Here is a 24,707-nt window from a genome sequence, read left to right on the forward strand (position 1 = left end):
CGCACTGAGACTGTAGGACGAGTCCCAACGCTCCTGGCTTGCGGCGTAGTACTTCTCCATCTGGGGTAGACTGAACCGTTCCGAAGGTTTCGAGCTAGGTGGCGCTACCTTCCTCGAACACCATTAACCCGTCTCCCTCCACGCTTATAAGGAAGACGTTCCTTCCGGGTACCCCTCGAAGATCCCTGTATGTGACCACCACCTCAATCGGGCCTTCCTCGCCACGTGGCTTTTTAAAACTTAAGCCTGTTGTTCCGCCGCGATCCAACGCGTTTTGAGGAGATCTGGTCTCGAAGAAGACACAGTCGAACCGGAGGTCAGTGCAGAGTTCGCCGTGGTTCTGGACATAAAACTCCACCAGGTCGTGATCGTCCGAGCCTGACGCTCTCTCAAAATAGTTGGCGCGCGCCCTCAAGATCGGTCGCGCCATGCTGCCTTCGAGCGCGACCTGCTCCCGTGTCACATTTACGAGTTCGCGCTGCTGCTCAACGGAGCTCCGCAGCTCTTCACCTTGAAGCCAGAGTGCTCGACCGCTGTACCGGAGCTCCTCCCCCTGCTGGAAGAAACCCAGTACGAGCCAGAGAAACGCGAGGGGGGCAAATGCACCCGCCGCGAAGTCGCCAACCTCGTTCGGGGCTAAGGCCATGAGGTCTGGGTATTTGACCGCAGCGTAGGCGAGGAGACCGATCATCCATAGGCCGGTGATGACGAAGCCAACGCGATGTAGGGTCCTGCTCGCCTGAGGAGCTTCATGCTCTATTTTCTGTCCCTCGGTCTTTTCCATACGCTTCGCCCGCCATTTCAAACTGCCCGAAGCTACCAGACCGACCGGTGAGTGCACTGAGCGATTTTGGCGTCTGGGTGCACATCCGGAAAAGTACACTGAGCTGCCGCAAAGGGGGTGTGATGAGAAGGGGATCTTCGGACGGTCCGCTTCCTGGATTTCCCGAACAGGTAGACTCTCCGTTACTCCAGATTGGCGAAGCGCGCTCGGTGACGAATCCCCCTACCCAAATCGATCTACGCAAACGGCGTGACGCTGTAAGGCTAGCCCTATGACCCTGCTCGACGACCTGAAGCGCACTCGAACTGAAGAGGACGTCAAGGACGCCTACATAAAGGCGCTTGGCCTCAAGGGCTATTCTAAGAACCTCGTAGACATTCAAACCGAGGAGATTTGGTTCGAGGCGAAGGACGCGCCGAAGCCCTCGATCGAGATGTTCGCGCAGCTTCTCTTCTACATCCGTGCTGCCCGAAGACGTGGCGAAGCGGTTCCGGCCTTCCTCGTTGTGATAGACCGAGCGAAGGCCGCGATAATGTCGACCGAAAAAGCGCTTCCGCTTCTCGATGACAGGACGATCGTCTGGCCGAAGTCCGGTTCGGGCGCGGGCGCAGAGTTGGCGGCGCAGATCGCCCCCTACGTCCAAACCCACATTGTCGAATACGAGATCGCTCACGACGAAGACGCGTTCATCAGGGCGATTAAGGACGCTATCCGCGAACGTCGGATCATCCGAACGTCTATCACGCCCGACAACCTTCGTCAGGTGTTCGACCGTTGGGTCGATTTGATCGGCAACGAACTCGGCGTAGCAAACCCAAGCGACCTAGCCGTCCTGTTTTTCGCCGACATCATGCACGACGGCGATCGGGAGGCGATGAACAACCTACCGGCGCGCCTTTTGATGACGGCGTCGGGTCCGACCTTCTTGCTGAATGGCCAGACCTACGAGCTGGCTAGCAAGCGGGGCTACAATAACTTCTGGGCCATCTATCACCGTCCGCCGGAACAGAAGCACCGTCACTACCTTCTCGAACGCCGCGACAGCCTGCTTCCTGTCGATGAGCAGAAGTTCAAGGGGGCTTATTACACCCCGCTTCACATCGTCGATAAAGCTTATGACCAGATCCTCGCGACCTTGGGGCCAAACTGGCAGGACCGCTATTTGGTGTGGGACATGTGCGCTGGCGTCGGCAACCTCGAAGCCAAGCACAGCAACCTCCGCAACGTGTTCATGTCGACGCTCGACCAAGCCGATGTGACGATCATGAAATCCAACCCTGCTTTCGCTGGCGCCGAGATATTCCAGTACGACTATCTCAACGACGACGTCACCGATTTCGGCCAGATCGATTACACCCTGTCAGGGAAAGTCCCGCAGGCATTGCAGCAGGCAATCGCCGACGCTCGAGAGGGCAAGAAGGGGGCGAAGCCAATCCTGGTTCTAATCAATCCGCCTTATGCGGAGAGCGGGGCGGGCATCGCACGCGGCGATGAGAACAAGATCGGCGTTGAGAAGACGCGCATCAACGGTTGGATGCGCGAGATGAAACTCGGCTATGCGAGCAAGGAATTGTTCGTGCAGTTCCTGATCCGAATCCGACAAGAGCTGCCGAAGGCGACTCTCGCCATGTTCAGCACGCTCAAGTACGTAAACGCACCAAATTTTGAGCCATTTCGGACAGTGTGGAAAGCCGAGTATCTCAGTGGTTTCGTCGTACACAGCCGATCATTCGATGGGCTTAAGGGCGAGTTCCCGATCGGCTTCCTGATCTGGGATCAGGCAAACAAGGAACCGGTCGGCGACATCGCAACAACTGTCCTAGACCGTCGGGGCGCACTCATCGGCGAAAAGACGTATGTGGTGCGTCCGACGTCCTCGCTTTTGAACGCCTGGATACCTTCGCCGAAGGCGCGAGGCGAACTAGCGCTACCGCTGTCCAACGCGCTTACCCCATCAAAGAATCCGCGAAAGAAGCGCTCATTTGGAGGAGCTCTGGGACACCTATTCGCGAGTAATAATGACCTGCAGAATGCGGCTACGGGTACGTGCCTGACTTCGTCAATATATACTGGCAGAAATGGTGGCGGAGTATTTGTTTCGCCCGACAATCTCGCCTCGGCAGCTGTTGTGTTTGCGGTCCGCCGCCTCATCAAACCGACATGGCTCAACGACCGAGACCAGTTCCTACAGCCCACTCAGCCGCTGTCCGATGAGTTCAAATCCGACTGTCTTATTTGGATGTTGTTCAACGGCGGCAACTTGACCGCCGGGGCCGACGGCCTTCGCTGGAACGATCAGGACTGGTCGCTGACAAATCACTTCATCCCCTTCACCGAGGCGCAGGTCGGGGTGGCGGGTCGGTTTGAGTCCGATTTCATGGTTCGGCAGCTGAAGAATACAGCCCTCTCGGCTGAGGCGCAGGCTGTTCTCGATGAAGGACTCAAACTGTGGCGGCGCTTTCACGCCATCCAGTTCCCTCGCAAGATCCGCGAAGAGCTTAAACTCGGTCGTCCTGATGCGGGTTGGTATCAAATTCGCCGCGCCCTCGAAGCCTACGGCGATGCTGAATTGACAAACTTTGAGCCGTTCAAAGGCGCATACGCAGCACTGTCGGCCAAGCTACGCCCGATGGTTTTCGAGTTAGGTTTCCTTCCGACGTAGGTGGCCGGCCGAACAAAGATCCAGTGCCGCAACTCGCTGACGGAGCCAGCCCGGCGCTTAGTGCACATTGAGACAAATGCACTGAAAGTGGAGAGCGGAGGGCGGCCGGTATCAAGCGCATATCCCTACGATCGTCCCGACGTTTCGCTCGCTTGTCCTTGCGGTTGCCTTGCGAACGGCTCTAGCCTTTGAAGACCGTCCCCCCTTCCGACCGGTGAGGTCGGCTGCGAAATGCAAAAACAGAATAGGTAGAGTGTGTTCAAAGGTCTCTTTGGCGGACGTTCGCCGGAATACTACGAAGGTCAAAGGCTATTCGAAGAAGGCATGGCCCACGCCAGCCGCTTTGAATGCGACGAGGCGATTGAACTTTATACGAGGTCAATCGCAGTCCACCCGAACCCCGCCCCGTACATCAATCGCGCGAATCTGCTGTCGAAGCGGATGAGAAACTACGAGGCTCTGACCGACCTCCTCGAAGCCAAGCGTCTCGATGCGGCACAATCCCGCGAGTTTGGCCCGGTCATCGAGCGTGAGATCGCAACTGAAATGTTGCTGACCGGAAACTACCGCAGCGAAATCCGGGCCAAGCTCCTCGCCGACGTCGAGACAGACGAGATTAGCGAAATCGCTCGAAAGATTTTCGCCGTATCATTCAAAGTATCCAGAGAAGGATACTGGCAATCCGCAAGGCCGATCCTCGAATATCACTTCTTCAATGAACTCGACAATATAGTGAAATTTGAGGACATCTCGAACTTTCCCGAGGCAGAGGAATACCTCGCGAACTACGGCCAGCGGTACATCGACCACAAAATTGAGAATTGCCCCGACGAAGCTGCATACTATGCCGCGGACGCGACACTTCGCTCGTTCTTGTGCTGTTACCCTGTGCAGGAAGCGCAGTATCTTCGCCGAAACATGCTCTGGGAACTTCACCAAAACATGCTCCACGAGGATTACGGAGACATCTGGTCGCTGACTTCCGAGGCGAAAGAGACAATCAAGGACTTCGACAATCCCTGAGCCGTTTTCAGCGAGAAAATCGGTTGTGCCTAGTATACGTTGACGCGCGCTAGCTACACCCCCGTGGGGGGCACGGTTTGTTGTCACCACGACGGATGGGATGCGCTAGGTCTATTCGGGCGAAGGCTCGAAGGCGGTCGCCGCCAGCGACACAGCCCTCGCCGACATCATGCCGGAATGGAGTGTGATTTCGGGAAGACCGTCACAGTTCCAACCGACCTCTCATAGCCAAGCGCGCTGTACGCCTGGTCCGACCACGGGCTTCAGCGCATTGAGACAACTCACCTAAACCAAGGGGCGTCGGCGAGTAGCCTGGCCATCCCAGGACGGAGACTAGAGCTGAGGAGAGGGCGCCGGAATCGACGCTAAGGAGCAATTCCAGCGCTTGATCACCTTCGCGCGAATTAAGCTGCGTGCGCTTCCTTCTTTGGCTCCCAGTAGGCTCCGGCTGAGGCGTCGGAGCACACGTGCATCGCGGCGGCGAGGCTCTGAATGGCGCGATTGGCGAAAGCAGGGCTCACATAGCCGACTGCCCGTTGAAGAAGCACCTCGAACGCCCACTCATCCGACATGTCAGCCCAAACCTTGTGATCCTCAAACCTCCCTTGGAGTGCCATGCACCATTCCAACGTTGGGCCTCCAGCCTCGGTTATGAATGCCTCGAGCTCTCGGACCGTCCGCCAGATTTCCGACTCAGGCGGCGGGAAGCCAGGTTGTATTGGATCCGCCGGCGTCAACTGTCCGTGACGATAGAACAACCGCTCTCGAAGATTAAGTAGCTCATCTTTCCGGCAGACCGAGATGGCGCCGGTGGCGGTTCTCGTCGCCGGGATGATCCCCTCAACGACCGATGCGGTCTCCGACCCGAGCGTGAGGGAGACGGGTAACCGGTCGAAGTCGATGTAATGTTTGCTCATGGAAAGCTCCAGACAGATCGCGAAAGCAGCTTGCTCAGTGAGCTGCGGCATTGAGACGATCACGGTTGTTTTTGAGAATGAGCTGAAAGGCTGTCTCGGATGACAGGCTGCGTTGAGCTCGAGCGAAGTGACGCCGGCGTGTTTTCAGCGTTTCCGACTCACGGAGCCGCGACGGCGATGCCTCTCTGATGATCTGTAGAGCGACTGCTGCCGCAAGTCCTGGAGCTCATCCAAAACAGGCGAGATGCCACGAGCTTGGCTGATGTACGCTATCGCCGACAGGTGCTCGCCTTCCTCAAGCGCTTTGGGATGCCTCAAGGCGCGCCCCTCGGAAATGAGATAGTCGCCGAGGGCGCTCGGCGTGTGACCCAAACCGTTCATGGCTACGCCGATGAACATGAACAGTTCTTTGGCGACGAGCTGGATATCACCACTGACCGACAATGCATGCGCGCACGCTGTGTTCATGGCTTTGATAGCCTGTCTGCTGCAGTCGTCGCGCGATGATCGCGAATTCACGTCTTCGCTCGCTCTCGAGTCGGCCGCCGTTGGGATGGTTGCAGCCTCTGCGCTCTGCGGGCGGTTCGCTGCTGTCTTGGCAACCTTGGCCGCTGGCTTTGTCTTGCCAATCCGAGGCCTCTTGACCGTTTTTGTCAGGGAGCTCGGCGGTTCATCGCCATTTCCTTCTGACCAGGATGCCGATTCAAGAGCGGCGAGAATCGAACCGCTCGGACGGTAGTGGTTGTTCTGACGTTTTGGCGTTCTCATGAGAGAGCCCTCCAAATGACATCTGACGCGGGCCGACAAGCGGCGCGATCCGATGAAGGTGTGTGAGAGCTCCGACAGCCGCCTCCTTGAAGGAGGTGAACAGTTGCTGGTTGGCGCCGAGCTTTGCCAATCAGAACGCAGCCTAAGCGTGGCCGGAGAGACAATAAGGATGGCTCGCGAATGATGGCCAGTCAAGGCGTTCGCAACAGAAACAGGGTTACGAAATACTTAACAGCGGCTAGTTGTCGCTGCGTCTTTGCATTTTATTTCGTGTACTAAGGTCAAATGGAGTGGGCTGACGCTCAGTGCACATTAAGAGAAGTGCACTGACAGTAGGGGAGAGTCCGCTTTCAGTCCCGGCGCGGCGCTGCTTCCATTCCGAACAAGCGCCAGAACCGGTCGTGGAAGGGCTTTAAGCTTTCGGGTGTGATCGCGTCCGCGATCACTTCGCCCAGATAGGCCGGTTCCTGCCAGGCGCGTTCGGTCGGATAGTGTTCGCCGAGGACGATCCGATAGCCCCTAGCGCCCTGCAGCGTCGCCATGACGACCCAGGGGCCTTCGAGCCCGTGCCCGTGGAGTCGCGCGATCGAGCTGCCGACCAGCTCATTGAGCGACTCGAAACGCTTTCGCCAGATCAGCGGACCTTTCTCCCGGGTCTCTCGACCGATGGTCCAGGCGATATCGACATAACCGCGCCGGCGGGTGTAGGCCCAGCCATTGCCGGTTCCGGTTTCCGGGTCCGGCGACGGAAACATTACCACCCCCTCCAGCCCCAGGGCGTACCGGTAGCTGGAAATGTCCGGGGGCAGGACCGCATTGTCGCGTGTCACCGGAAGGTCCCGGGCCTCACGCAGGATAGAGAGGGGCGCCACCGTGAGAACCACGGTTGGACCGGAGTCGAGGAAGCAGGGCATATTCACACCGTCGGTCCCGGTGATCGCCTGGGTGTGCAGGTCGCGCAGCTTGCGAGGCAGTTCATCCGTAGCGGCGAAGGCTAGACGGAGCTCGCTCGTATCCATCTCGAACTTTCCGCGACTGTTGCGACCGAAGAACCTTGAGCTCTTGTAGTTGACCCTATGCGGCGCGAGCAGGCTTGCCCCGATGCGGAGGACCAGCGCGACACGTCCGGCATTGAGCGCCACCGTATGCACATGAAACGTGGGAAGGCGGGGGTCCAGGCAATCTCTCAGCTGAGCCTCGATCCTCAGGAGATTTTCGTCGAGGTTCGCCGGATCAATGCCTGGCACGCTCTCCGCCACTCCGTTACCGTCGTCCGCTACACCGATGACGATGTCGCCGCCGTCGGTATTGGCGAAGGAGCTGACGTCCGCGAGAAACTCCCGGACTGCCTTCTCGCCGCCCTCCGGAAAGATCGCCTTGAAGTCTAGGCGCCGGCCCTCGACCTGCCCCCGCAGAACAAGGTCATGGAGGTCCATTGCGGTAATCTGGTCGAGAGGACGTTCAATCATCTGGCAAAGGCTCAGTGGTGTTGGCGGCCGATAGGTTCAGAGGTCCAATCCTGATTTTAGGTAGGCGCGGAACGCGCAGATTGCCAATGCCTGGAATTCGGAGTGATCCCAACTTTTCCGCCCTTGGCGCAAAGCCTTCGCTCAGTGTGGATTGCGAAAAGGCACTATTGGCGACGACTGTGCGCAGCCGACTGGATCAGCCTGGGGCGACGGTTACAACGACAGCATGACCGAAGCAGACCGAATCGAAGCGCTTTTGGACCTCGTCGACGAGACGCGCGCTGAGCGTCGCGATCTGAGCGAGCAGCTGGTGGTGCTCGGTCTCGCTGATCCAAAGGGCAGGGGGTTCTGGCCGCCAAAGGCTGGGTGGAACGTGCTGGGCGATCGCGGTCGACCTTTCGATGTCGGATAACCGGCGCTTCTAGCTTTCTGGTCGGGCGGCTTCGCGCAGGGCTTCAGCCGCAAACGCGACCTTCTCGGATGTGCGCGAGAATAGCTGGTAGCGGCTTGGATGAGGCATTTCCACGACAACGCGCCCGTCAGCCGAAACACGTCGACGATACTTTGTGTTTCCCCAACCGGTACTGATTTCTTGCTTGCACGGCGCGTCGAGGACTCGACCGATCGCGACGCCCGCCTGCCTTCCCATGCAGAGATACAGCCGGGCCGGCGACTGCGTCACGACCCAACGCCACAGCGATATTGCGAACTCGGACGCTTCTGAAGTGTGCTTCAGAGCGGCGAGCGAGGGGCTCCGGAACGGAATAAACTGCGCTGCGAAAATCTCGTTCTCGCCGATGCCGAGGACTTCGTGAATGGCTTTGACCTGGGTCTGCAACGCGCTGTCCGCAGTGTCTCCCTTTGCCCATTTCTGCATGAAGTAGGCATTCCCAGGTTCGTGGTGCCAATGACCAGCATTGCCGACCGAACCGCCCGGATTCAGGCCGACGAGAGCGACGCTGGCGGTGCGCAGCGACGCTTCAGGTGTCATCATAAAGGCCCACCCCTGATCGTAGCCAAGCTGCTCGTACCTCGCCTGAATATCCTCTGGCCTCATCTCAGATTACATCCTGTTTGGCCCAGTCGAACGTTCTGCACGGTCGTCACGTGCTCGCCGCGCGGTATTGCTTCAAGTGCCTGACGAAGTCTGCCGAAGCGCCAGCCTCTTCTGCCAGTGCGATCACGTTGTCGAAGTGGTGGTCGAGCGTGAAAACGGACGCTTCGACCTCGACCTCGTTCATCACGTCCCAGACCCGACCCCCGCCTTCGTAAAGCTGCGCATAGCGGGCGAATGGTCGACCAAATCCAGGTGTGCCTTCGACGTAGCAATCGCTCGATGAGCTAACCCTGCTCAAGGTTTTCTGCTCGTCTTTGTGGAACGCTGTTGCGACCGTGTTCCGGAGCACCCAGGCCAGCGTGGCGGCCTTGTCTGCATCGCTCGCAGCCTCCGCTCTTAACCACCTCGTCGCCAGCACATTCACCGGTATCGTGTGTTCGATATGAACAGTCTGACCGATCTTCTTGCCGATGCGCTGAGCGGCCGGGAGCTGAATGAACGAGTGAGTGCGATAGAGAGCGCCAGCGCACTTTCCAGCGAACGTGCTTTCCTTGGCCATCCAACCAAACCGGTCATGAACCTTACGCAGGTCATCGCTGACCAACTTCTTCCCGCCCAGGCGGGCCGCAATTCGTTCAAGTTGCAAGAACTTGGCCGCGGCGGGATCTGGCGTTTTTGCGAAGATCGCTCTCCAGGTCGCCACAAGCTCGTCGCGCTCACTGCGAACCGCTGCCAAGATGTCCGACATAAGTCTCTGCCCTCCCGATCATTCATCGGGGGCCTCGATATCGCAGTTTAGCGAAACGTCCAGAGACCGAGATGAAGATGCGACCAAAAATGACGCACCGCTGCGCTACTGTCGTTCTTACATTAGTTGCGTGACGAGGTGGCGCGACGTTGGCAATCTTGGAGGGGGGCAGGTGATGACGCAGTCGGATGGGATCAAAAGCTCGAACGGTGCGGGTGAGGCTACGCGGTTTGGTCTGTCCAAATCGAAAGTCACTGCGTTTGAGCAGTGCGCGCGCAAGCTTTGGCTGTCGAAGCATCGACCAGACCTGGCGCTGGTAGACGACGGCGCTGAGGCACGGTTTGCGACAGGTCGTGAGGTCGGAGAGCTGGCGCGCCATTTGCAGCCGAGCGGTGTTATGGTGGAAGCCGATCCTGATCTCGCCGCAGCGGTCACACGCACGCGTGAGCTGCTCGATAGCGGTTGGTGTGAGCCGATCTTCGAAGCGACGTTTGAGCACGATGGTGTGCTCGTACGCGTTGATGTGCTCGAGAAATCCGGTGACGGTTGGGCGATCGCTGAGGTGAAGAGCTCAGCGGGTGTCAAAGACTATCACCTCGGCGATCTCGCGACGCAGATTTGGGTGATGAAGCAAGCCGGTGTCTCGGTCTCGTCAGCCTGTGTTCGCCACATCGACAGCGCGTTTCGGCTGAAGGCGGAAAGAGACTATCAAGGGCTCTTCAAGGACGCAGACCGTTTTGAGATGCTCGCCGACCGCATCGCTGACCGTGCTCAGGTCGTCGCGAGTGCAAGAACAGTCTTGGCCGGTCCTGAACCTGAGATCGAGACCGGTTACCACTGCAGCAGCCCGTTTCAGTGCGAGTTCGCTCACTACTGCTCGCGCAACGATGCGCCGCAGCCTGAATGGCCTATCGGTTTGCTGCCGCGGACGGGGAAAGTCGTCGCGGCGCAATGGGCGGAAGAGGGGATCTTCGATCTTCGCGAGGTACCGGTTGGTGCGCTCAAGAGCGCGGTGCATGAGCGCGTGCGCGAGGCGACGGTCACCGACACCGTCTATCATGATCGCGATGGCGCAATCTCGGCCACCGAGGGTTGGGGCTGGCCGCGCGCCTATCTCGACTTCGAAACGATCGGGCCGGCAATCCCCAAATGGATCGGCTGCAAACCGTTCCAGCAGGCGCCCTTCCAGTTCTCATGTCACATCGAGAGTGCGCTCGGTGAGGTGACACACCACGGTTTTCTTTCGATCGATGGTGGTGACCCTCGACGCGCCTGCGCTGAAGCACTGGTCGTTGCGCTGAGCGGTGACCGCTGTGGTTCGGTGATCGCATACAACGCGTCATTTGAGCGTCGCTGCGTACTCGAGCTCGCCGACGCATTCCCTGATCTTGCCGAGGAGCTGAAAGTGATCGCCGCAAAAATCGTCGACCTGCTGCCGGTTACGCGCGACCACTACTATCACCGTGACCAACGCGGTAGCTGGTCGATCAAGGCCGTCCTGCCGACGGTGGCCCCAGAGCTCGCCTATGACGATCTCACCGTCAAAGACGGCGGCGCTGCCCAGGCAGCCTGGTCTGAAGCTGCTCACCCCGACACCACAAACGCTAGACGCTCTGAGCTTAAAGAGGGGCTCGAGATCTACTGCGCGCGTGACACCGAAGCGATGATCGTGCTGCTCAAACGACTGACCAGCTGATGAGCACAGAACTCGACCACCTGGAGACGATGGCGGCGACCTTGGAAGCAAGCGGTCGGTACCGCGTGTTGCGCAAGCTGGCCGAGCGTCCTGCTCTGACCCAGGTCGATCCGAGCTGGCGCGTTGGTCTGTTTGTCGATGTCGAGACGACCGGTCTGAGTGCGCGCGACCACGAGATCATCGAACTAGCGATGACGCGCTTTTTCTACAGCGCTGACGACGGTCTGATCCACGGCCTCGGCCAAAGCTTTCAGCGCTTTAGAGAACCATCCGAACCGATCTCTGACGAGGTGACGCGCATCACTGGTATCACTGACGCGATGGTCGCAGGTCACACGATCGATGCGTCAGAGGTCGCATCGTTTGCAGCGTCGGCGAGCTTCGTCGCTGCGCATAACGCAGTGTTCGACCGACGATTTCTCGAGCGCTTCAGTGATGTGTTTCGAACCAAGCCCTGGGCTTGCTCGATGTCGCAGATTGACTGGGCAGGGGAGGGTTATGAGGGCGTCAAGCTGAGCTACCTCGCGAGCTGCGCTGGTTTCTTCTACGACAAGCATCGCGCGGTGCACGACTGCGCAGCGGCGATCGAGCTGCTGTCGCTGACGCTGCCGAGCGGTGCGACCGCTCTGTCTCAGTTGTTGACGACCGCTCGCCGGCCGACCTGGCGTGTACGCGCTGAAGGTGCGCCGTTTGAGTTGAAGGATGTGCTCAAGGCGCGAGGTTATCGTTGGGACGACGGCGGGTCAGGATCACCGCGCGCATGGTACATCGACGTTGATGATGCGCAGCGCGACAGTGAGCTCGGCTATCTGCAGCGCGAAATCTATCAGCGTGAGGTCGACCTGGGACCGATGCGCATTGACGCTTATGACCGGTTCTCTGATCGCTGCTGATAGCGCGCTTCTCAGTCCTGTTGGCCTTCAGTGCAGAATACCAAAAGTGCACTGAGACATCGAGATCATGTCCGATGGTTAGCTCGCTATCGGTCGAAGGCCAATCTTGCGGCTAGATCAGGCAGCGACGGAGACCCCGGCGCCGTCATGGGGCCGGCGGTCGTACTCCAAGGTGGAAGCGAGACGGCGAGTATGGGGCGGCTGGCGTAGTTCTCGCCTCGAGGCCATTACATTCAATCAAATGGGTTCAATCATCCGCGCATCGGACCCACCGATCGCCCCGCCAGGTGAAGGCGTCCTCTGCAACGTTCGTGATGCGTCCGCTAAGGCGTTCTGGCGGATCGATTGTTTCCGGCCCACCGCTGGCGGTGTCCATAGTCCGCGTCACCTTCGTGACCGTCAAACGGTCGTCTTCCAACGACCATCGACCTTCGACTCCCCACTCACCCCATCTGCCATCCGCGATGAAGCTCTCGCCCGCATCTCCTTCGCAGAAGCCGCCCTTGCTCCACCACCCCGCAAGCCATTGGCGAGTCGGTGTAGGTGCAGCAGGTTGAGGAGGAGGGGCCGGCGTGCCCGGAGGCTTGGGCGCGGCGGGCTCGACCTTCGCGTTGGCTAATGTTGCGGCCGCGTTTTCCTCTGCCACCGCGGCATCGGCCAAGAGCTGAGCAATTCTCGCCTCCTCTATCTCTGGTGAAACGTCTGGGCTCTTTGGAGCCCACGCTAGCCATGCGAATCCACCCAAAGAAAGAACTGCGACCACAACTAGACCAACCCACACAGGGCGAGGCACCTGAGGACACGGGATCGACTTGGAAACAGGCTTGTCTGGCCCCAGCTCCCGGGTGTGAAGCTCCAAAGCCCGCGCGGCACCGGGAGAAAAGCCAGCCGTTACCCAAATCAGCAAACCGACGCCAAGTATTGCCAGCAAGTATGCGAAGCCGCCCCATGACAGCACGGGCGAAATGGCGTCCCATCCTTGCTTGCGACTGGAAGCGTAGCGCTGGGCTTGGGTCAACTCGGACTGCGCGGTCACTACTGCACCCTCGGCAGTAATTATGCTTTCGTCCGGACCCCGATTGCGAGGGACGTAGATTCCGCCACGATAAAAGGCGCCGATAGCCGCGTCCGCCTCCTCCATTGAGCGGCGGAGTTCGGAGGTGCGGCGCGCGCTACGGGTCTCGTCTTCGGCAGCCTCCAAATCACGACGTGCTACCTCCGCATGCTCGGCAGCCATCGATGCAGCGGCGGCTGAAGATTTCCACACGTAAGCTGCAGTTGCGCTGGTGCCGAGGAGGCAGATCAAGGAGATGGCCACGATGAGGCGGCGGAAACCGGCACCTGCCTGTTTCCACCAAAGACCAGCCGCAACCAGCGCGGCTATGGCCCACAGTAGAGCTGAAGTCATCGAAGGCCCCCGGAAACGTCACGGTTACGCACGCTATGATAGGCACAGTGCGCTCCGTCTGATCAGCACGCCAGCCTCTTCCCTCCGCGCATCATGTCGATCTGCAAGGCTGCAGGTCGTATATCGGCGGCCAACCATTTTCAGCGGCCTGTTGACCCCCGGCCTGTCAGGTCTCAGTGCAGATCATCAAAAGCGCCCTGACGTAGAAGAACGGCGCGCATTAATTTCGAGCGCCGAGCGCGCGACCTTCGCGACGATTAGGGCCAGCCAAGCGGAGGTTGTCTGGGAGAGCGCTAAGCGGGGTCGGTCGGTGTCGCTTCTGGCGCTTCCGTGGCACTGCTTTCCGCCGCTGCCGCTTCGGCCTCCGAGAGGCGAGTTTGAGCCTCAGCCGCCTCGCGTCGCATTCTTTCAAGGTCGGTTTCAACAGGTGGCTGGTCCGCTGCAGGGCTCGCGGGAGCCAACGTGGCGAGCGCGGAATCCACGTCCCCAAGCGCGGCAACCGTCACCTGCAACGCAACGGCAGTCGACCCGGTCGGAACATCCTGTGGCCGGACATAGGTGGCGATCTGAGGCCGACCCTGAGCAACGCCGCTGACAGTAACCTCCGCGCCGTCGCGCATGACGGTCAAAGTCATTGGCTGGCCTATGCGTTGGCGGTTCAGAAGGTTGTCGAGGCCGGCGTTGTCACGGAATGTGCGATTGTTGACCTTGATGAGAGTGTCGCCAGACCGCAGACCCCATTGATACCCCGGCGCGCGTTCGACCACAGTTTGCAGACGATGACCGTACTGAGCGCGCCGACCGTTCTGCCAAGTCGCATCGACACCATTGATGCCGAGATAAGGACGGGCGGTGAACGTGGTGCCGACAGGAAACTGTGCTCCTGCCTGACCGAGAAAGCTCAGCATATTGTTGTAAGTGGCGTCATCCGTGAATTGGTGCTGTTGCATCTGACCAAAGGCCATCTGCGTCTCAGCCCACACCTGAGTTTGCACGCGCGTGTGCTCACCGACCTGAACCAGGGAGAAGCGAGCGAACTGGCGGGGCGTCGTTGAGTAGCTGTTGCCAATCAGGAGCTGTGTAAAGGCGCTCTGCATCATCCCCATCGGCACTTCGCAGACAACCTGGTTCCCCGACTGGCTGGCGACCATCCAGCCGAGATCCATGCATTTGCTCTGCACCGATGTGAGAGCATCAGGCGCTGTCGTATAAGCGAAGATCATTTCGGCGCGACCGCTCGGCGTCGTCGCCTCTTTTTCGAAGGCCGCGACGGGCTCTGCGCAAACCAGCACAGCTCCGATAACCGCCGCGACACTCAGCTTCTTCATCAGGTTCCCCCACCCAAATCGTACTTGATCCGTTTAGGCGCGCATTGGTTGTAAGGTCAATCGATGCAGGCGATGCGTATCAAGGATGAGGGGCCCTCGCCCTGTTTCCCTCACAGTGCAGATCATGAAAAGTGCACTGAGCGGTGGAGGGGAGGGGGACCGCTTCTGACTCTTTGGCGACTTTCGGAGAGTCCGCTTGTTGGCGGTTTGCCCACGCGTACTTCGGGCGCTTCGAAGCTCCTCGCACCACCGAAGACCGTAGTTCATTGGTGGCCCTTTGCAGTCCGCTTTTATCTTCTGCATATCCGGGTGATCTGGCGACCACTCGGCAAAATGAACGCATCGATTGACTAAGCGAAGGTCGATCCCTCGCTTAACTCCGACAGCCCGGGCAGGGCGCGCTAGCGTTAGGCCAGTGGCTTGGCACGAGCGGGCTTCGGAGCATAGAATTGGGCACGAGGCGCAGAAATCATACGAGGGACGATGAAGTCGATCATGCTGGCGATGGCCGTCATCGCTGTGGCCGCATCCCCGGTCGGGGCCGGACAGGCTCAGAACCGCATCGTCGTGGAATTCGCCGCAGACAGCGACGAGGTCTCGACTCAGAGCATGGTGGCTCTCTCTCGCTTCGCGCGGGCACATCCGGACAAGGATCTCCTGATCGAGGGCCATGCGACGCTGGCGGAGTCGGACAACAGTCCAGACTATGCGACCGGACTCTCGCATCGACGCTCGGCCAAGGTGCGGATGGCGATCTGGAACGACGACGTGGAACGACGGCAGTTTTCAGCGCAGCGAACGATGACGTCGTCCGGGTACGGGGCCAGTCGCCCTCTCGACGGGATAGCGCCGGACCATCGGCGCAATCGCCGGGTCGAGGTTTCGCTTCGGGGACCGGACGCTGGCTAGTAGCCGCGCGACCCAATGTAGTACCTCTGCTGCGGCCCTGCAGTCGGTCTCGGCCATCTGAATAGTCACAGTCCGGCGCCGTGCGAGTACCAATCGCTCCTAAACGCAAACACACGGTGTGCTCGACGGACGCGAGCAGGGTGAAGCGGCCCGCCGAGCGTTTGGGATCTGCGGGCGTTCAGACGGCTATGGCGATTTGAAAGCCATCAGGAATTCGAGCAGGTCCGAGCCATCGGTCGCTTCGAGCCTGTAGTCCTGAGCCTGCTCTCTTGGCAGGGCGTCGAAGCGGGTCCGTATCGACTGGGCGTGGCCAGCGCTGGTGAGCGTCACGGTGGCGGAGCAAATTATCTGGATCCGGTCCGGGTGTTCGAATTCGAAGCGTTGGTCGGAAAAGGAGACAACCATCGCATCGCGCTGGGCGGTGGTGAACTTCCAAGTCGGTAGAAGTCCCTTCACGACAACGCCCGCGCGCGCCCATACGTCAGGGTGAGCGCAGAACCGCGCATCCTCGCGGTCCAGCAGCTCGCGTGCGGACTGGGCGTTCGCAGGGCTTGAGAACAGGGTGAGGTACAGGCCGACGGCCGTTGCGGTAACGATGCGGTGCATTGGAAATCCCGAACTTGGTCCATGGAGACTAAGGGGAGGCAATGAACAATCAACCCTCAGCAACCCGGTTGCCAAGACCCCTGTCGTCAGATGTGATCAGGGGACCAGCTATGGCTCAGCGAAGGCAATCGGGTACTAAGGGGTGATGGCGATGAGGATGATGACGGGTCTGGTCATTTGCGTGGCGCTTGCTTCACCGGATGCGGCGAGCGCCTGTCGGCGATCGCCCGACCCTGGGACGCTCATGTCGCGTGAGTACACGACCGTCGCCGTCGTGAGAATCGAGGACGTGATCCCGACATCGCCGTCGAATCCAGAAGACGAGTGGCGGGCAATGGCGACCCGAGTGAGCGTTGTGGAAGGCGCGGAACCCGCCTTGAACCTGCTTCTCGGACATGCGGAAATTCCGAACTGCCGGGAACGTCGGCCGGCTCCGCGCGCCGGCGAGTACTGGGTTGCGTACATGGACGGTGTCGGCGGCCCCGATAGTGTCGTGTACAATGCGTGGCCGCTCGATTTCGCCCGTAGTCTCGATCCAAGATTTAGCGGCGCGCCGGCGCGATGAGGAACCGAGCATGATGATATACGCGTCGATCTTCGCCGCCTTGACGGTGCAGTTGGGGCCGCCGCCGCCACTGATTTCGGTCGTCCAGCTCGCCGACGAAGGCACAACGGCAGACGGCCGCGCCGCTACTCAGACGATTATCGAGAAGCTGCAGCCCGGTTACGTCCGCGTCAGACCCAGTGAAGTGTCAGCGGAGGCCCTTGAGGCCTGTCGGACCGACCCGTCGCCCGTTGAAGTGTGCTTGTCGGAGGCGTTGGGCAGGGCGGGTGCAGCCTCGGGACATGTCGTTCTGATGACCCAGGAAAAGGATGGCGTCTTGCACTGGCTGTGCGTCGGGAGGAATGCGGGTCCGTTCACTGCCGCGCGCCAGTCCGTAGAGCTTGGGCCTTTGGCGGATCTGTATTCCGATGGCGAGAGCGAACTTCTCCATCGGGCGGCCGCCTGCCTGACCTATGCCGGCAACCAGAGCGGCTGGTAGGCGTCGAGGGTTTTCTCGGCTGCTGTATTGGAGTTTGGCGTCACGGGGTTGTCGCAGACGATGCCCCGCAAGCTGTCCGCGACGGGGTGGCTGGGTCGGGAAAGACATTGGCGAACAGGGGCGCATTCGATCCGTCACGCCGATCCTCGACACGCCATCGTCCGCGCTCCCCCGGCCGGTCAGAGGTTATGCGCAGCGTGTAGGCGCGGGACTCGCCGCTCGACGACGGTTCGCCGGCGGCCTTGAAGAAGGCTCCTGTCTGTTCACCGCCGCGTTGATCGGAGATTCGGGCAGCGACCTGCCCCGCAGGATCGACGACTTCCAGGACGGCGTCGAAATCGGGCGACGAGATGCTCAGCCAGATTTGCTGAGCCGGGGCGAGGCTCGTTCCACTGCGGTGCGACCATCGGCCCGTAGTGTCGCGTGAATCATTGCAGTCTTCACCGAGCACGCCTCGCAGACCCGTGCCCGCCGCCAAAGGCGGGGGGCGTCCCGGCATGGGCGGAGGAGTGGGATCCTGTACTGGAATCGTCAGTCCAAAGGAGAGGACTATCGGTATGATGGGAAGCGCCATGAGATTGAAAGCTCCACCGACTGCTGTTTGCTTTGCGTCCAAGGCCTGAACTTACCGTCGGGCCGAACAAGCCATCAATACTCAAGTTCGCTGGAGCGCTGGGGGTGCTGACGCCCCGATCCAACAGATGGTCACGGCAGCGAGCATCTCTCGGTGACGATCGACATCCCGCTATTCGACTCCCGCCAACCCGTTGCGCTCGCTGTATTCGGTTCGCGCTGAGCTGGCGAGATTCGCCATGCGAACCTGCTCCACGATCCAACGGTCGAGGTCCTTGCCGTCCTCACGCTTGAGTTCGACGCCCGCGTTGCGCAGACGCGTCAAGTGGACGGCCCCTCCGAAGTTCGCCGCCGACAACCATTGAAGACTCTCCAGCACAGCTTCATGGCTCATGGTGACACCAGGCTCCGGGGGCGGCTCAAGCCACCTGTTGAGATGCGCCATGATGGTCTGAAGGGTCTCGTCCAACGCCGGCGTCATCGTCCTCACCGATTTGTTCATAACGGCCGACATCCTGGCCGAAATTACCAAGTCGGCAAAGGTCGCAAACCACCGACAGCGTCCGGACGGACACCCCCGTTTGCGCTGCTGGCGTTTCGTCGGCTCACCCTCCATCTTCTTGAGCCTGCGTGGGAGGGGGCAACGTCGATGATCTCCGGTTTTCTGGCCCGCTTCGGCATCGGGCGCGCGCCGCGCGGGGCTTTGTCAGTCGCCACGCTGGCGACGTTTCATGGCTGCCTGAGGATGGAGATCGCATACGCCTGCGGCGACTTGGATGAACCGGTCGTGCTGGAGATCGTCGTCCGGAAGCCGAAGCGGATATTCGTCGTCTGCGAGTCGCTAAAATGCTGGACGACTGACGGGGCCCGTGGTTGGCGGGCTGTCGCGAAGGCGGATATGGATCGGGCCCGGCAGGCCAGAACTCCGATGTTGCTGAACGAGGCTTCGGCGCAGGCGACGACCACGGCCTATTTGGCCGATTTTGGCGAAGGGTACCGGTACCGGGTCCCGTTTGGCGAAGTGACTTTCCGGGTGATCGGTGCGAGGTCCGGCCGGCACCTGCTGTCTCGGCGGATGACGATCCAGCCTGCGTAGCGAGCCTCAAATTAAATCTGGTAAGCCGAGTTCAGAGCCTTCCATTCCAAACCATCCGGATGTCTGCTTCCGGCCGGCAACTCACCGTCCGCTGCTGGCGCTTCTTCGACGTACAGGCCGTCGCCAGCGCTGCCATCACACTTGATCGCCGCTACTTCAGGCCGTCGCTCCCTAAAGTGTGCGCCACCAACGCGTTGGCGTGGCCGTGACCGAGGCCATGCTCGTTCTTGAGAAGCGTGATGAGCTCCATATGCTTGGCGGGGTAACCGGCGCGGATAATCTGCTGCCAGTGGGAGATGGGCTCGCCGTACTTCTTCTCGATTGAGGGGAAGTAGGAAGCTGGCCCTTTCACGGCGGCGTCGCTCATCTGAAGTCTCCGAGATGACTCGTTGGTTTGGTGCTGCGGCAAGGCTAGCATGAACGTCCGATCTACGAGCCTGCGCTCGTGTCCGGGACTGGCGCGGAGCAGCTCAAAAGGGAGTAAAAGAGAAGGGCAGGGAGGCCATCTCTCGGGAGGTTCGCCATGCGCCAGTCTGACCTGTTTATCATCCCGCGGCGACCTTGGAACGCGGGTCGCCTCATTGGACCCAAAGCGCCGCTGAAGCCTAAGCACATTTGGGCGATCCGACAGCAGCTCAAGGTCGCCAAACGCGTCCGCGATCTTGCGATGTTCAACTGCGCGCTCGATGCCAAACTCAGAGCGTGTGACCTCGTGAAGTTGCGGGTGAGCGACGTTGCACCCGGCGGATCATTGAGACTTCGGTCCACCGTCATCCAGCAGAAGACCGGTAGGCCGGTTCCATTCGAGATCACTGAGCCGTCCAGGGATGCGATAGCTGCATGGCTGGAGGTCCGCGGGCAGCGTGACGATGATTGGCTCTTTCCGAGCCGAAGTCATGACGGGCGCCACATCGGCACGCGGCAGTACGCGCGGCTCGTCGAGCAATGGATCCGGCTAATCGATCTCGAGCCGGCGGCCTACGGCACGCACAGCCTCAGGCGGACAAAGGTCTCACTTGTCTACAAGAAGACCGGCAACCTCCGTGCCTGCCAGCTACTCCTCGGTCATCGGAAGCTGGAAAGCACGGTCCGATACCTTGGGATCGAAGTGGACGACGCCTTGGAGATCTCTGAACAGATCGATCTCTGACCTCGCGCCGGGTCCGCTGAGCGGACCCGGCCATCGTCCGCTATGGGTGGGAAGCGGCCATTTCAGGTTCGACCCGAACGGTAAAGTTGGTCGCGGAAACCAGACGGACTTGGCCAGTCATTCCCTCTGTCGAACCTGAAGCCCCGATCTTGAAGTGAGAGCCCGAAAATTGGACCATTATGGATGACTCTTCGCAGGTGACGGGGCCGAAACTCAGATGGACGTGGCTTTCGGCGGGCCAGCGACTTCCAACTGCCTGATCGACCAAGAGCACCAAGTCCAAGCTAACATCTCGCGGTTCAGTAAAGAGGACTTGTGCCTGATCTTCGACAATACCGTCGCCTTTCACGAAAATCGCCTCGCCGCACGACACCGTTTCCCAGCCGTGACAGACGTTACTCATAACCAGGGCATCATTGCTGTGCGAAGATGTGTTGGCACGAAGAGTCGAACAGCTTCCCCCGGCTTCTCGTTCGATCTCTATCGTCGTCGTCACCGTTGGTTCCTCCATCTGCTGCGCGCAGACGCGAGCAGGACAGGCAAGTATCATTCCGACGAGGAGCAACTTGGCGTTGATCATTGGCACAATCTGCACGGTGATCCGAATGTCCGCAACGGGTCGGGAGCAGACATTCGCAGTTCGCTTGGAAGCGGACCCTCGGCCTGATGCCTGGGAGCGGGCATCGTCAGAGTCAGCTGCGGGTGGAAAGCGGACGTTACGGGAGATAATCACGGGTGATGAGCAACTTGCCACAGTCCAGCGAAGAGAAACTCCGCGATCTGGCGACGGCAATAGAGGGGCTGGAGCTGAAAATCGCGCCACCCGCGCCTCCTGTCAAAGCAGAGCGACTGCCAAAGACCGAACTCGGCCCAAAAACGACGTTGGCTGTTCAGATAATGGCTTGGGGCTTCAGGCTATTCTGGGGACTCTGGCTCGTTCTCGCTCTCACGGTGACGCCGCCTCGGCAGATCAGTGATTTGATCGTCGTTCCGTTCTCGGGGTTTGTTTCCTGGCTGATTTTTCAGTTCAACAAAGCGACACTGGTTGCTGCTGCCCGGAAAATTTCCGGGTCACGCTGAGCCGGCGCAATGTCCGCAACGGGTCGGGTGCGGCTATCACCTCAAGGCCTGGAAGCAGACATGCGACGTTGGCCCAGGAGCCGACCCGCTGGAGCTCCGAAAAGGGTGGTTAGCGGACCTTGAGAGATGGGTCATCCGCGAAAAGTCTGTTCGCTCAATGGCCGCCCAACCTTCCAGTCTCCGACGTCCAGTTCGAACACGTCGCCATCTGTTTTTCTGACAGCGAACCAACCAATCAGAGTGCTCCCGCATAAGTCCTCCCGGCAATGCCCCCAAAGGCCGACGACGTAGTAACCGGGAACGCTGTTCGAAGACGCCTCGCAGACAGCGACGTGCGTAGCGGGCAACTGCCTCACAGCGGCCACCCGGTCGGTTGCGGTGAAGCATGCTGATTCATCACTTCGAACCGGGACGGCGGTCGTGCAGCCGGACATCGGCAGCGAGAGAACGGCCAGAGCGATGATCGGTTTGAGCACGATGGCCGTCTCCTCTTGGCCTGAACCTATCGACTACGCAAAGGTCCGCAATGGGTCGGAAGCAGCTATCGCCCCAAGGCTTGGAAGCAGACATTGGGACGTTGGCCTAGGAGCCGACCCGCTGGAGGTCCGAGAAGGGTGGAAAGCGGACTTCGCTAATCCAGCCAGACCGGACGGCGTCACGGTGTTCAACGGCAGGACCTCCGGGTCATTCGAACAGGTAATCCTGATGGGGCGGTCCCCGCCCAGCCTTAGCAAGGCGGTCCTCGCTTGCCCTCCGAACGACCTCAATCGGGACGACCAATTCGCTCAGACAAGATTGTGGGGCGTCGGGGGACAAGCTCAGCTGAACCCCTATTCCTCCCTCCGCGATGTAGGGGATGGGTAAGTGGATCACATCGCTATGGCCGCGGTCCGTACACGCCCGAAACGCGGGTGTGGCTTGGCTGGCGACAAGCGCCTGCCAGTGCTCCATGGTCATGTTGATCAAGGCTAGGGGTTCGACCTGCTCGCCCGAAGCGAGGTTGAAGGTTCTTACCATGGTCCAGCGCTCTTCGCGCTGGTTGCACCGCCCCTCAGCAACAAACCGAACGCTGGCAAAATGCTTTCGGGTGGCGACGCTCTGCGCCTTGAACGCGAAATTCGCCTGCCCCTCATCGGTGATGAGAAGACAGCGGTTGGCGCCCAGGATCGCTTGCCGCTCGATCGCTAGAAGTTCGCGACGGATCGCCTCTGACGCCGCAGCCGAATAGCCATCGACCCGGGGCATTGTGATCGCAGCGGAAAGCCTGTCATCCGTCGATGGTCGGAGGGGCTCGTCTACGGGCTTCGACTGCTCTGACCGAACGGCCGGTGCATTCTCCAGTGGCTCCGGCCCGCATCCGACAAGCAGGAGCGCAACGACAATCATGTTTCGCACGGCTTGCACCTCCAGCGCCCTGCCATGATCGTGCGCGGCGAAGCCAGCGTCTGCAACGGGTCGGGAGCAGACAGTCGCAGTTCGCTGGGAAGCGGACCTTCGGCCTGAAGCCTGGGCGCGGGCGCCGTCAGAGTCAGCTAAGGGTGGTCAGGCGACGTTGGCGAGCTCAGTTGACCGAACTGCCGTGATCGCCTGACACACTTGGTCCAATAGACGTGTCGCCTCTATCGGCTTGGAGATATGCCCGTCGGCTCCAGCTGCCATAGACTTCGCGATATCTTCTGGCATGGCGTTCGCCGAAAGCACGTAGATCGGTGTGGTGAGAACCTCGCCCGTTGCCTCTAACGCCCTGATTTTGGTGATGGCAGTGAGGCCGTCCATGACCGGCATCTGCATATCCATAAGGATCAGGTCGAAGGTCTCGCATTTTGCTGTGTTGACGGCGTCGGCCCCATTCTCGACGGACGTCAGACTGGCCCCGGCCGCGCCCAGGATTAGCTCAACGACACGGCGATTGACGGGATGATCTTCGGCCAAAAGTATGCGGATGCCTTGTAAAGGCGCAGCTTCGATTTGATCTTCCTCGTCGGCCCGAACGGCCTGAGTATTTGAAGGAGCCTTGGCTAAATCCAGGGTCAACGTGAAAATCGCCCCCTGTCCCGGAGCGCCATCTGCGGTCAGCGTCCCTCCCATAGCACCCGCCAGTGCATGGGAAATCGACAGGCCCAGGCCTGAACCGCCAAAACTCCGAGTGATTGACCCATCAATCTGCTCGAACCTGGAAAACAGCTTTGCTTGGGCGGTTGCATCGAACCCGATGCCGCTGTCTCGGACCTTAATGGTGAAGCGGGTGTGAGAGGCATCAGGTTTCGCGGCCACTGTTAGGTGGATGCTCCCGCTGTGTGTGAACTTGACGGCGTTGCTCAGCAGATTGGCAATGATCTGCCTGACCCTCACGGCATCTCCTATGTAAGCGCCAGCAGCGTCGGGATGGACGACGACTTGAAGGTCCAGACCCTTTGCCTGGGCCTGGGGGTCGAACAACGCCGCACAGGCATTGACGGCGTCAGCCACGTTGAAGGGCTCGGCCAGGACGGTGAGCTTTCCCGCTTCGACTCTCGCAAGATCGAGAATATCCGTCAGAAGCGTCTCTAGAGTTTTCGCGGACCCCTCGATCAAGTGGACCATTTCACGCTGATTTGAATCAAGATTCGTACGCGCCAGTGCGCCGGCCACCCCCATGACCCCGTTAAGGGGCGTGCGTATCTCATGGCTCATGTTCGCCAAGAATTCCGACTTGGCCTGGTTGGCAGCCCCCGCTTTTTCAGCTGCGGCCTTCAGCTCTTCAGACGTCTTTTCCGCCAGATCCAGCGATGCCGATACGGCCCTGCTGTCCGCCAAGCCCCGTCGCGTCGCCGCGGCGAGATGAGCCACGTACATAAAATTCGCGAGACAGACGAAGGCAGCGGTCTGCTTGCCCGGTTCGGTCACCAGCGAAATCAGAGGCAACGCCAGAAGCAGCAGGCCAAACGGCGCCGTAGCAGCCCAAACCATTGCGGCGGAGGAACTGGCGTGTAACCGCACATTCATCACCCCACCCGCAAGCACAGTGACGGCAAGCACTCGCCCCTGCCAACCTTCCATGAACCATGCCAACGGCGCGACGCCCGCAAACACGGTGGTGCTGACAACGACAGACGCGACAAAAAGCTGTTTACGCCAGTGGGGTGCGACAAATCCCTCCCTACGCATCGGCGCACTTATCCAAGACGTGGCGAGTTGCGCAGCGACTGTCGCAAACAACCAAATTACCGGCCACGCTGCCGCATCATGTAGGAAGACGGCTGCCGCGATTCCCACGCTAAAGAATAGCCGGATGGGAAACTCTCGGACGCGGCGGCGCGCAATATCGGTCCAGTCTTGATCTCGCATTCAGGCAAGATGACAGCAGTTGGTTGAGTGGCCGTGAACGTGTCCGAAAAATGTCGAACTGATATTTGCCGACCTGGCCGTGGCCATCGGTTGCTTGGAGGCCACGTCCGCTTTGGGTCGGTAGCGGACTTGTGACGATCGACTCGATGAACGTCTGCTTTCAGGACTGA

26 protein-coding genes are annotated in these 24,707 nt (G+C 60.0%); 11 read left to right on the plus strand and 15 right to left on the minus strand.

What is annotated here, in order from left to right; all coding sequences use genetic code 11:
- Positions 1-94: 94 nt before the first annotated feature.
- Positions 95-784, minus strand: a complete 690-nt coding sequence (locus ACW174_RS13430) for a PH domain-containing protein (protein WP_492014947.1) — start codon at positions 782-784, stop codon at positions 95-97.
- 271 nt (positions 785-1,055) lie between these two features.
- On the opposite strand from ACW174_RS13430, the gene ACW174_RS13435 reads away from it, so the two are divergent.
- Entirely contained in the window at positions 1,056-3,446 is a 2,391-nt protein-coding gene (locus ACW174_RS13435) for a hypothetical protein (RefSeq protein WP_492014948.1), read from the plus strand.
- Between the two features lie 324 nt (positions 3,447-3,770).
- On the plus strand, positions 3,771-4,469 hold the full coding sequence (locus tag ACW174_RS13440) for a hypothetical protein (protein WP_492014949.1): 699 nt from the start codon (positions 3,771-3,773) through the stop codon (positions 4,467-4,469).
- Between the two features lie 404 nt (positions 4,470-4,873).
- On the opposite strand, the gene ACW174_RS13445 is transcribed toward ACW174_RS13440, so the two are convergent.
- The 3 genes from ACW174_RS13445 to ACW174_RS13455 all read right to left on the minus strand — a co-directional run bounded on the left by ACW174_RS13445 (position 4,874) and on the right by ACW174_RS13455 (position 7,623).
- Complete coding sequence (locus ACW174_RS13445; RefSeq protein WP_492014950.1) at positions 4,874-5,386, minus strand: hypothetical protein; 513 nt, start codon at positions 5,384-5,386, stop codon at positions 4,874-4,876.
- 144 nt (positions 5,387-5,530) lie between these two features.
- Positions 5,531-6,154, minus strand: a complete 624-nt coding sequence (locus tag ACW174_RS13450) for a hypothetical protein (protein WP_492014951.1) — start codon at positions 6,152-6,154, stop codon at positions 5,531-5,533.
- Between the two features lie 350 nt (positions 6,155-6,504).
- Positions 6,505-7,623, minus strand: coding sequence for an AlbA family DNA-binding domain-containing protein (locus ACW174_RS13455; protein WP_492014952.1), 1,119 nt, complete (start codon positions 7,621-7,623; stop codon positions 6,505-6,507).
- 226 nt (positions 7,624-7,849) lie between these two features.
- Between ACW174_RS13455 and ACW174_RS13460 the strand changes: the two genes are divergently transcribed.
- Complete coding sequence (locus tag ACW174_RS13460; RefSeq protein ID WP_492014953.1) at positions 7,850-8,035, plus strand: hypothetical protein; 186 nt, start codon at positions 7,850-7,852, stop codon at positions 8,033-8,035.
- 9 nt (positions 8,036-8,044) lie between these two features.
- Here ACW174_RS13460 and ACW174_RS13465 read toward each other — a convergent pair whose 3' ends face one another.
- Positions 8,045-8,680, minus strand: a complete 636-nt coding sequence (locus tag ACW174_RS13465) for a hypothetical protein (RefSeq protein WP_492014954.1) — start codon at positions 8,678-8,680, stop codon at positions 8,045-8,047.
- A 46-nt stretch (positions 8,681-8,726) separates the two neighbouring features.
- Positions 8,727-9,428, minus strand: a complete 702-nt coding sequence (locus ACW174_RS13470) for a hypothetical protein (protein ID WP_492014955.1) — start codon at positions 9,426-9,428, stop codon at positions 8,727-8,729.
- A gap of 175 nt (positions 9,429-9,603) precedes the next feature.
- Between ACW174_RS13470 and ACW174_RS13475 the strand changes: the two genes are divergently transcribed.
- Positions 9,604-11,124 carry a DUF2779 domain-containing protein gene (locus tag ACW174_RS13475; protein ID WP_492014956.1) on the plus strand — a complete coding sequence of 507 codons (1,521 nt, stop codon included), beginning with the start codon at positions 9,604-9,606 and terminating at the stop codon, positions 11,122-11,124.
- Positions 11,124-12,017, plus strand: coding sequence for a 3'-5' exonuclease (locus ACW174_RS13480; RefSeq protein ID WP_492014957.1), 894 nt, complete (start codon positions 11,124-11,126; stop codon positions 12,015-12,017). Before ACW174_RS13475 ends, ACW174_RS13480 begins: the two co-directional genes overlap by 1 nt.
- Positions 12,018-12,264: 247 nt before the next feature.
- Here the strand turns inward: ACW174_RS13480 and ACW174_RS13485 are convergent, their stop codons facing one another.
- Together ACW174_RS13485 and ACW174_RS13490 are read right to left on the minus strand one after the other, a co-directional pair.
- Positions 12,265-13,425, minus strand: a complete 1,161-nt coding sequence (locus ACW174_RS13485) for a hypothetical protein (RefSeq protein WP_492014958.1) — start codon at positions 13,423-13,425, stop codon at positions 12,265-12,267.
- 293 nt (positions 13,426-13,718) lie between these two features.
- Positions 13,719-14,753, minus strand: a complete 1,035-nt coding sequence (locus ACW174_RS13490) for a PDZ domain-containing protein (protein ID WP_492014959.1) — start codon at positions 14,751-14,753, stop codon at positions 13,719-13,721.
- Between the two features lie 483 nt (positions 14,754-15,236).
- Between ACW174_RS13490 and ACW174_RS13495 the strand changes: the two genes are divergently transcribed.
- The gene (locus ACW174_RS13495) at positions 15,237-15,662 is read left to right on the plus strand and encodes an OmpA family protein (RefSeq protein ID WP_492014960.1); all 426 of its coding nucleotides are present in this window, start codon (positions 15,237-15,239) and stop codon (positions 15,660-15,662) included.
- Between the two features lie 186 nt (positions 15,663-15,848).
- Here the strand turns inward: ACW174_RS13495 and ACW174_RS13500 are convergent, their stop codons facing one another.
- A complete protein-coding gene (locus ACW174_RS13500; RefSeq protein WP_492014961.1) occupies positions 15,849-16,268 on the minus strand; it encodes a hypothetical protein in 420 nt (139 codons plus the stop codon).
- A gap of 157 nt (positions 16,269-16,425) precedes the next feature.
- Between ACW174_RS13500 and ACW174_RS13505 the strand changes: the two genes are divergently transcribed.
- Both ACW174_RS13505 and ACW174_RS13510 read left to right on the plus strand, forming a co-directional pair.
- A complete protein-coding gene (locus ACW174_RS13505; protein WP_165117687.1) occupies positions 16,426-16,833 on the plus strand; it encodes a hypothetical protein in 408 nt (135 codons plus the stop codon).
- Between the two features lie 10 nt (positions 16,834-16,843).
- Positions 16,844-17,311, plus strand: a complete 468-nt coding sequence (locus ACW174_RS13510; RefSeq protein ID WP_492014962.1) for a hypothetical protein — start codon at positions 16,844-16,846, stop codon at positions 17,309-17,311.
- A 745-nt stretch (positions 17,312-18,056) separates the two neighbouring features.
- Here ACW174_RS13510 and ACW174_RS13515 read toward each other — a convergent pair.
- Positions 18,057-18,386, minus strand: coding sequence for a hypothetical protein (locus ACW174_RS13515; RefSeq protein WP_492014963.1), 330 nt, complete (start codon positions 18,384-18,386; stop codon positions 18,057-18,059).
- A 147-nt stretch (positions 18,387-18,533) separates the two neighbouring features.
- Here ACW174_RS13515 and ACW174_RS13520 point away from each other — a divergent pair, with 147 nt between their 5' ends.
- Positions 18,534-18,980: a hypothetical protein gene (locus tag ACW174_RS13520; RefSeq protein ID WP_492014964.1), complete on the plus strand. Its 447-nt coding sequence runs from the start codon at positions 18,534-18,536 to the stop codon at positions 18,978-18,980.
- Positions 18,981-19,131: 151 nt separating this feature from the next.
- On the opposite strand, the gene ACW174_RS13525 is transcribed toward ACW174_RS13520, so the two are convergent.
- On the minus strand, positions 19,132-19,347 hold the full coding sequence (locus ACW174_RS13525) for a DUF4287 domain-containing protein (protein ID WP_492014965.1): 216 nt from the start codon (positions 19,345-19,347) through the stop codon (positions 19,132-19,134).
- 156 nt (positions 19,348-19,503) lie between these two features.
- On the opposite strand from ACW174_RS13525, the gene ACW174_RS13530 reads away from it, so the two are divergent.
- A complete protein-coding gene (locus ACW174_RS13530) occupies positions 19,504-20,130 on the plus strand; it encodes a tyrosine-type recombinase/integrase (protein WP_492014966.1) in 627 nt (208 codons plus the stop codon).
- A gap of 40 nt (positions 20,131-20,170) precedes the next feature.
- On the opposite strand, the gene ACW174_RS13535 is transcribed toward ACW174_RS13530, so the two are convergent.
- Positions 20,171-20,710, minus strand: a complete 540-nt coding sequence (locus ACW174_RS13535; protein ID WP_492014967.1) for a hypothetical protein — start codon at positions 20,708-20,710, stop codon at positions 20,171-20,173.
- 155 nt (positions 20,711-20,865) lie between these two features.
- Here ACW174_RS13535 and ACW174_RS13540 point away from each other — a divergent pair, with 155 nt between their 5' ends.
- Positions 20,866-21,210: a hypothetical protein gene (locus ACW174_RS13540; RefSeq protein ID WP_492014968.1), complete on the plus strand. Its 345-nt coding sequence runs from the start codon at positions 20,866-20,868 to the stop codon at positions 21,208-21,210.
- A 131-nt stretch (positions 21,211-21,341) separates the two neighbouring features.
- Here ACW174_RS13540 and ACW174_RS13545 read toward each other — a convergent pair whose 3' ends face one another.
- The 3 genes from ACW174_RS13545 to ACW174_RS13555 all read right to left on the minus strand — a co-directional run bounded on the left by ACW174_RS13545 (position 21,342) and on the right by ACW174_RS13555 (position 24,357).
- A complete protein-coding gene (locus ACW174_RS13545) occupies positions 21,342-21,686 on the minus strand; it encodes a hypothetical protein (protein WP_492014969.1) in 345 nt (114 codons plus the stop codon).
- A 208-nt stretch (positions 21,687-21,894) separates the two neighbouring features.
- The gene (locus ACW174_RS13550) at positions 21,895-22,455 is read right to left on the minus strand and encodes a hypothetical protein (RefSeq protein ID WP_492014970.1); all 561 of its coding nucleotides are present in this window, start codon (positions 22,453-22,455) and stop codon (positions 21,895-21,897) included.
- 297 nt (positions 22,456-22,752) lie between these two features.
- The gene (locus tag ACW174_RS13555; protein ID WP_492014971.1) at positions 22,753-24,357 is read right to left on the minus strand and encodes an ATP-binding protein; all 1,605 of its coding nucleotides are present in this window, start codon (positions 24,355-24,357) and stop codon (positions 22,753-22,755) included.
- Positions 24,358-24,707: the final 350 nt, after the last annotated feature.

Source organism: Brevundimonas sp. AVps31 (assembly GCF_058681355.1).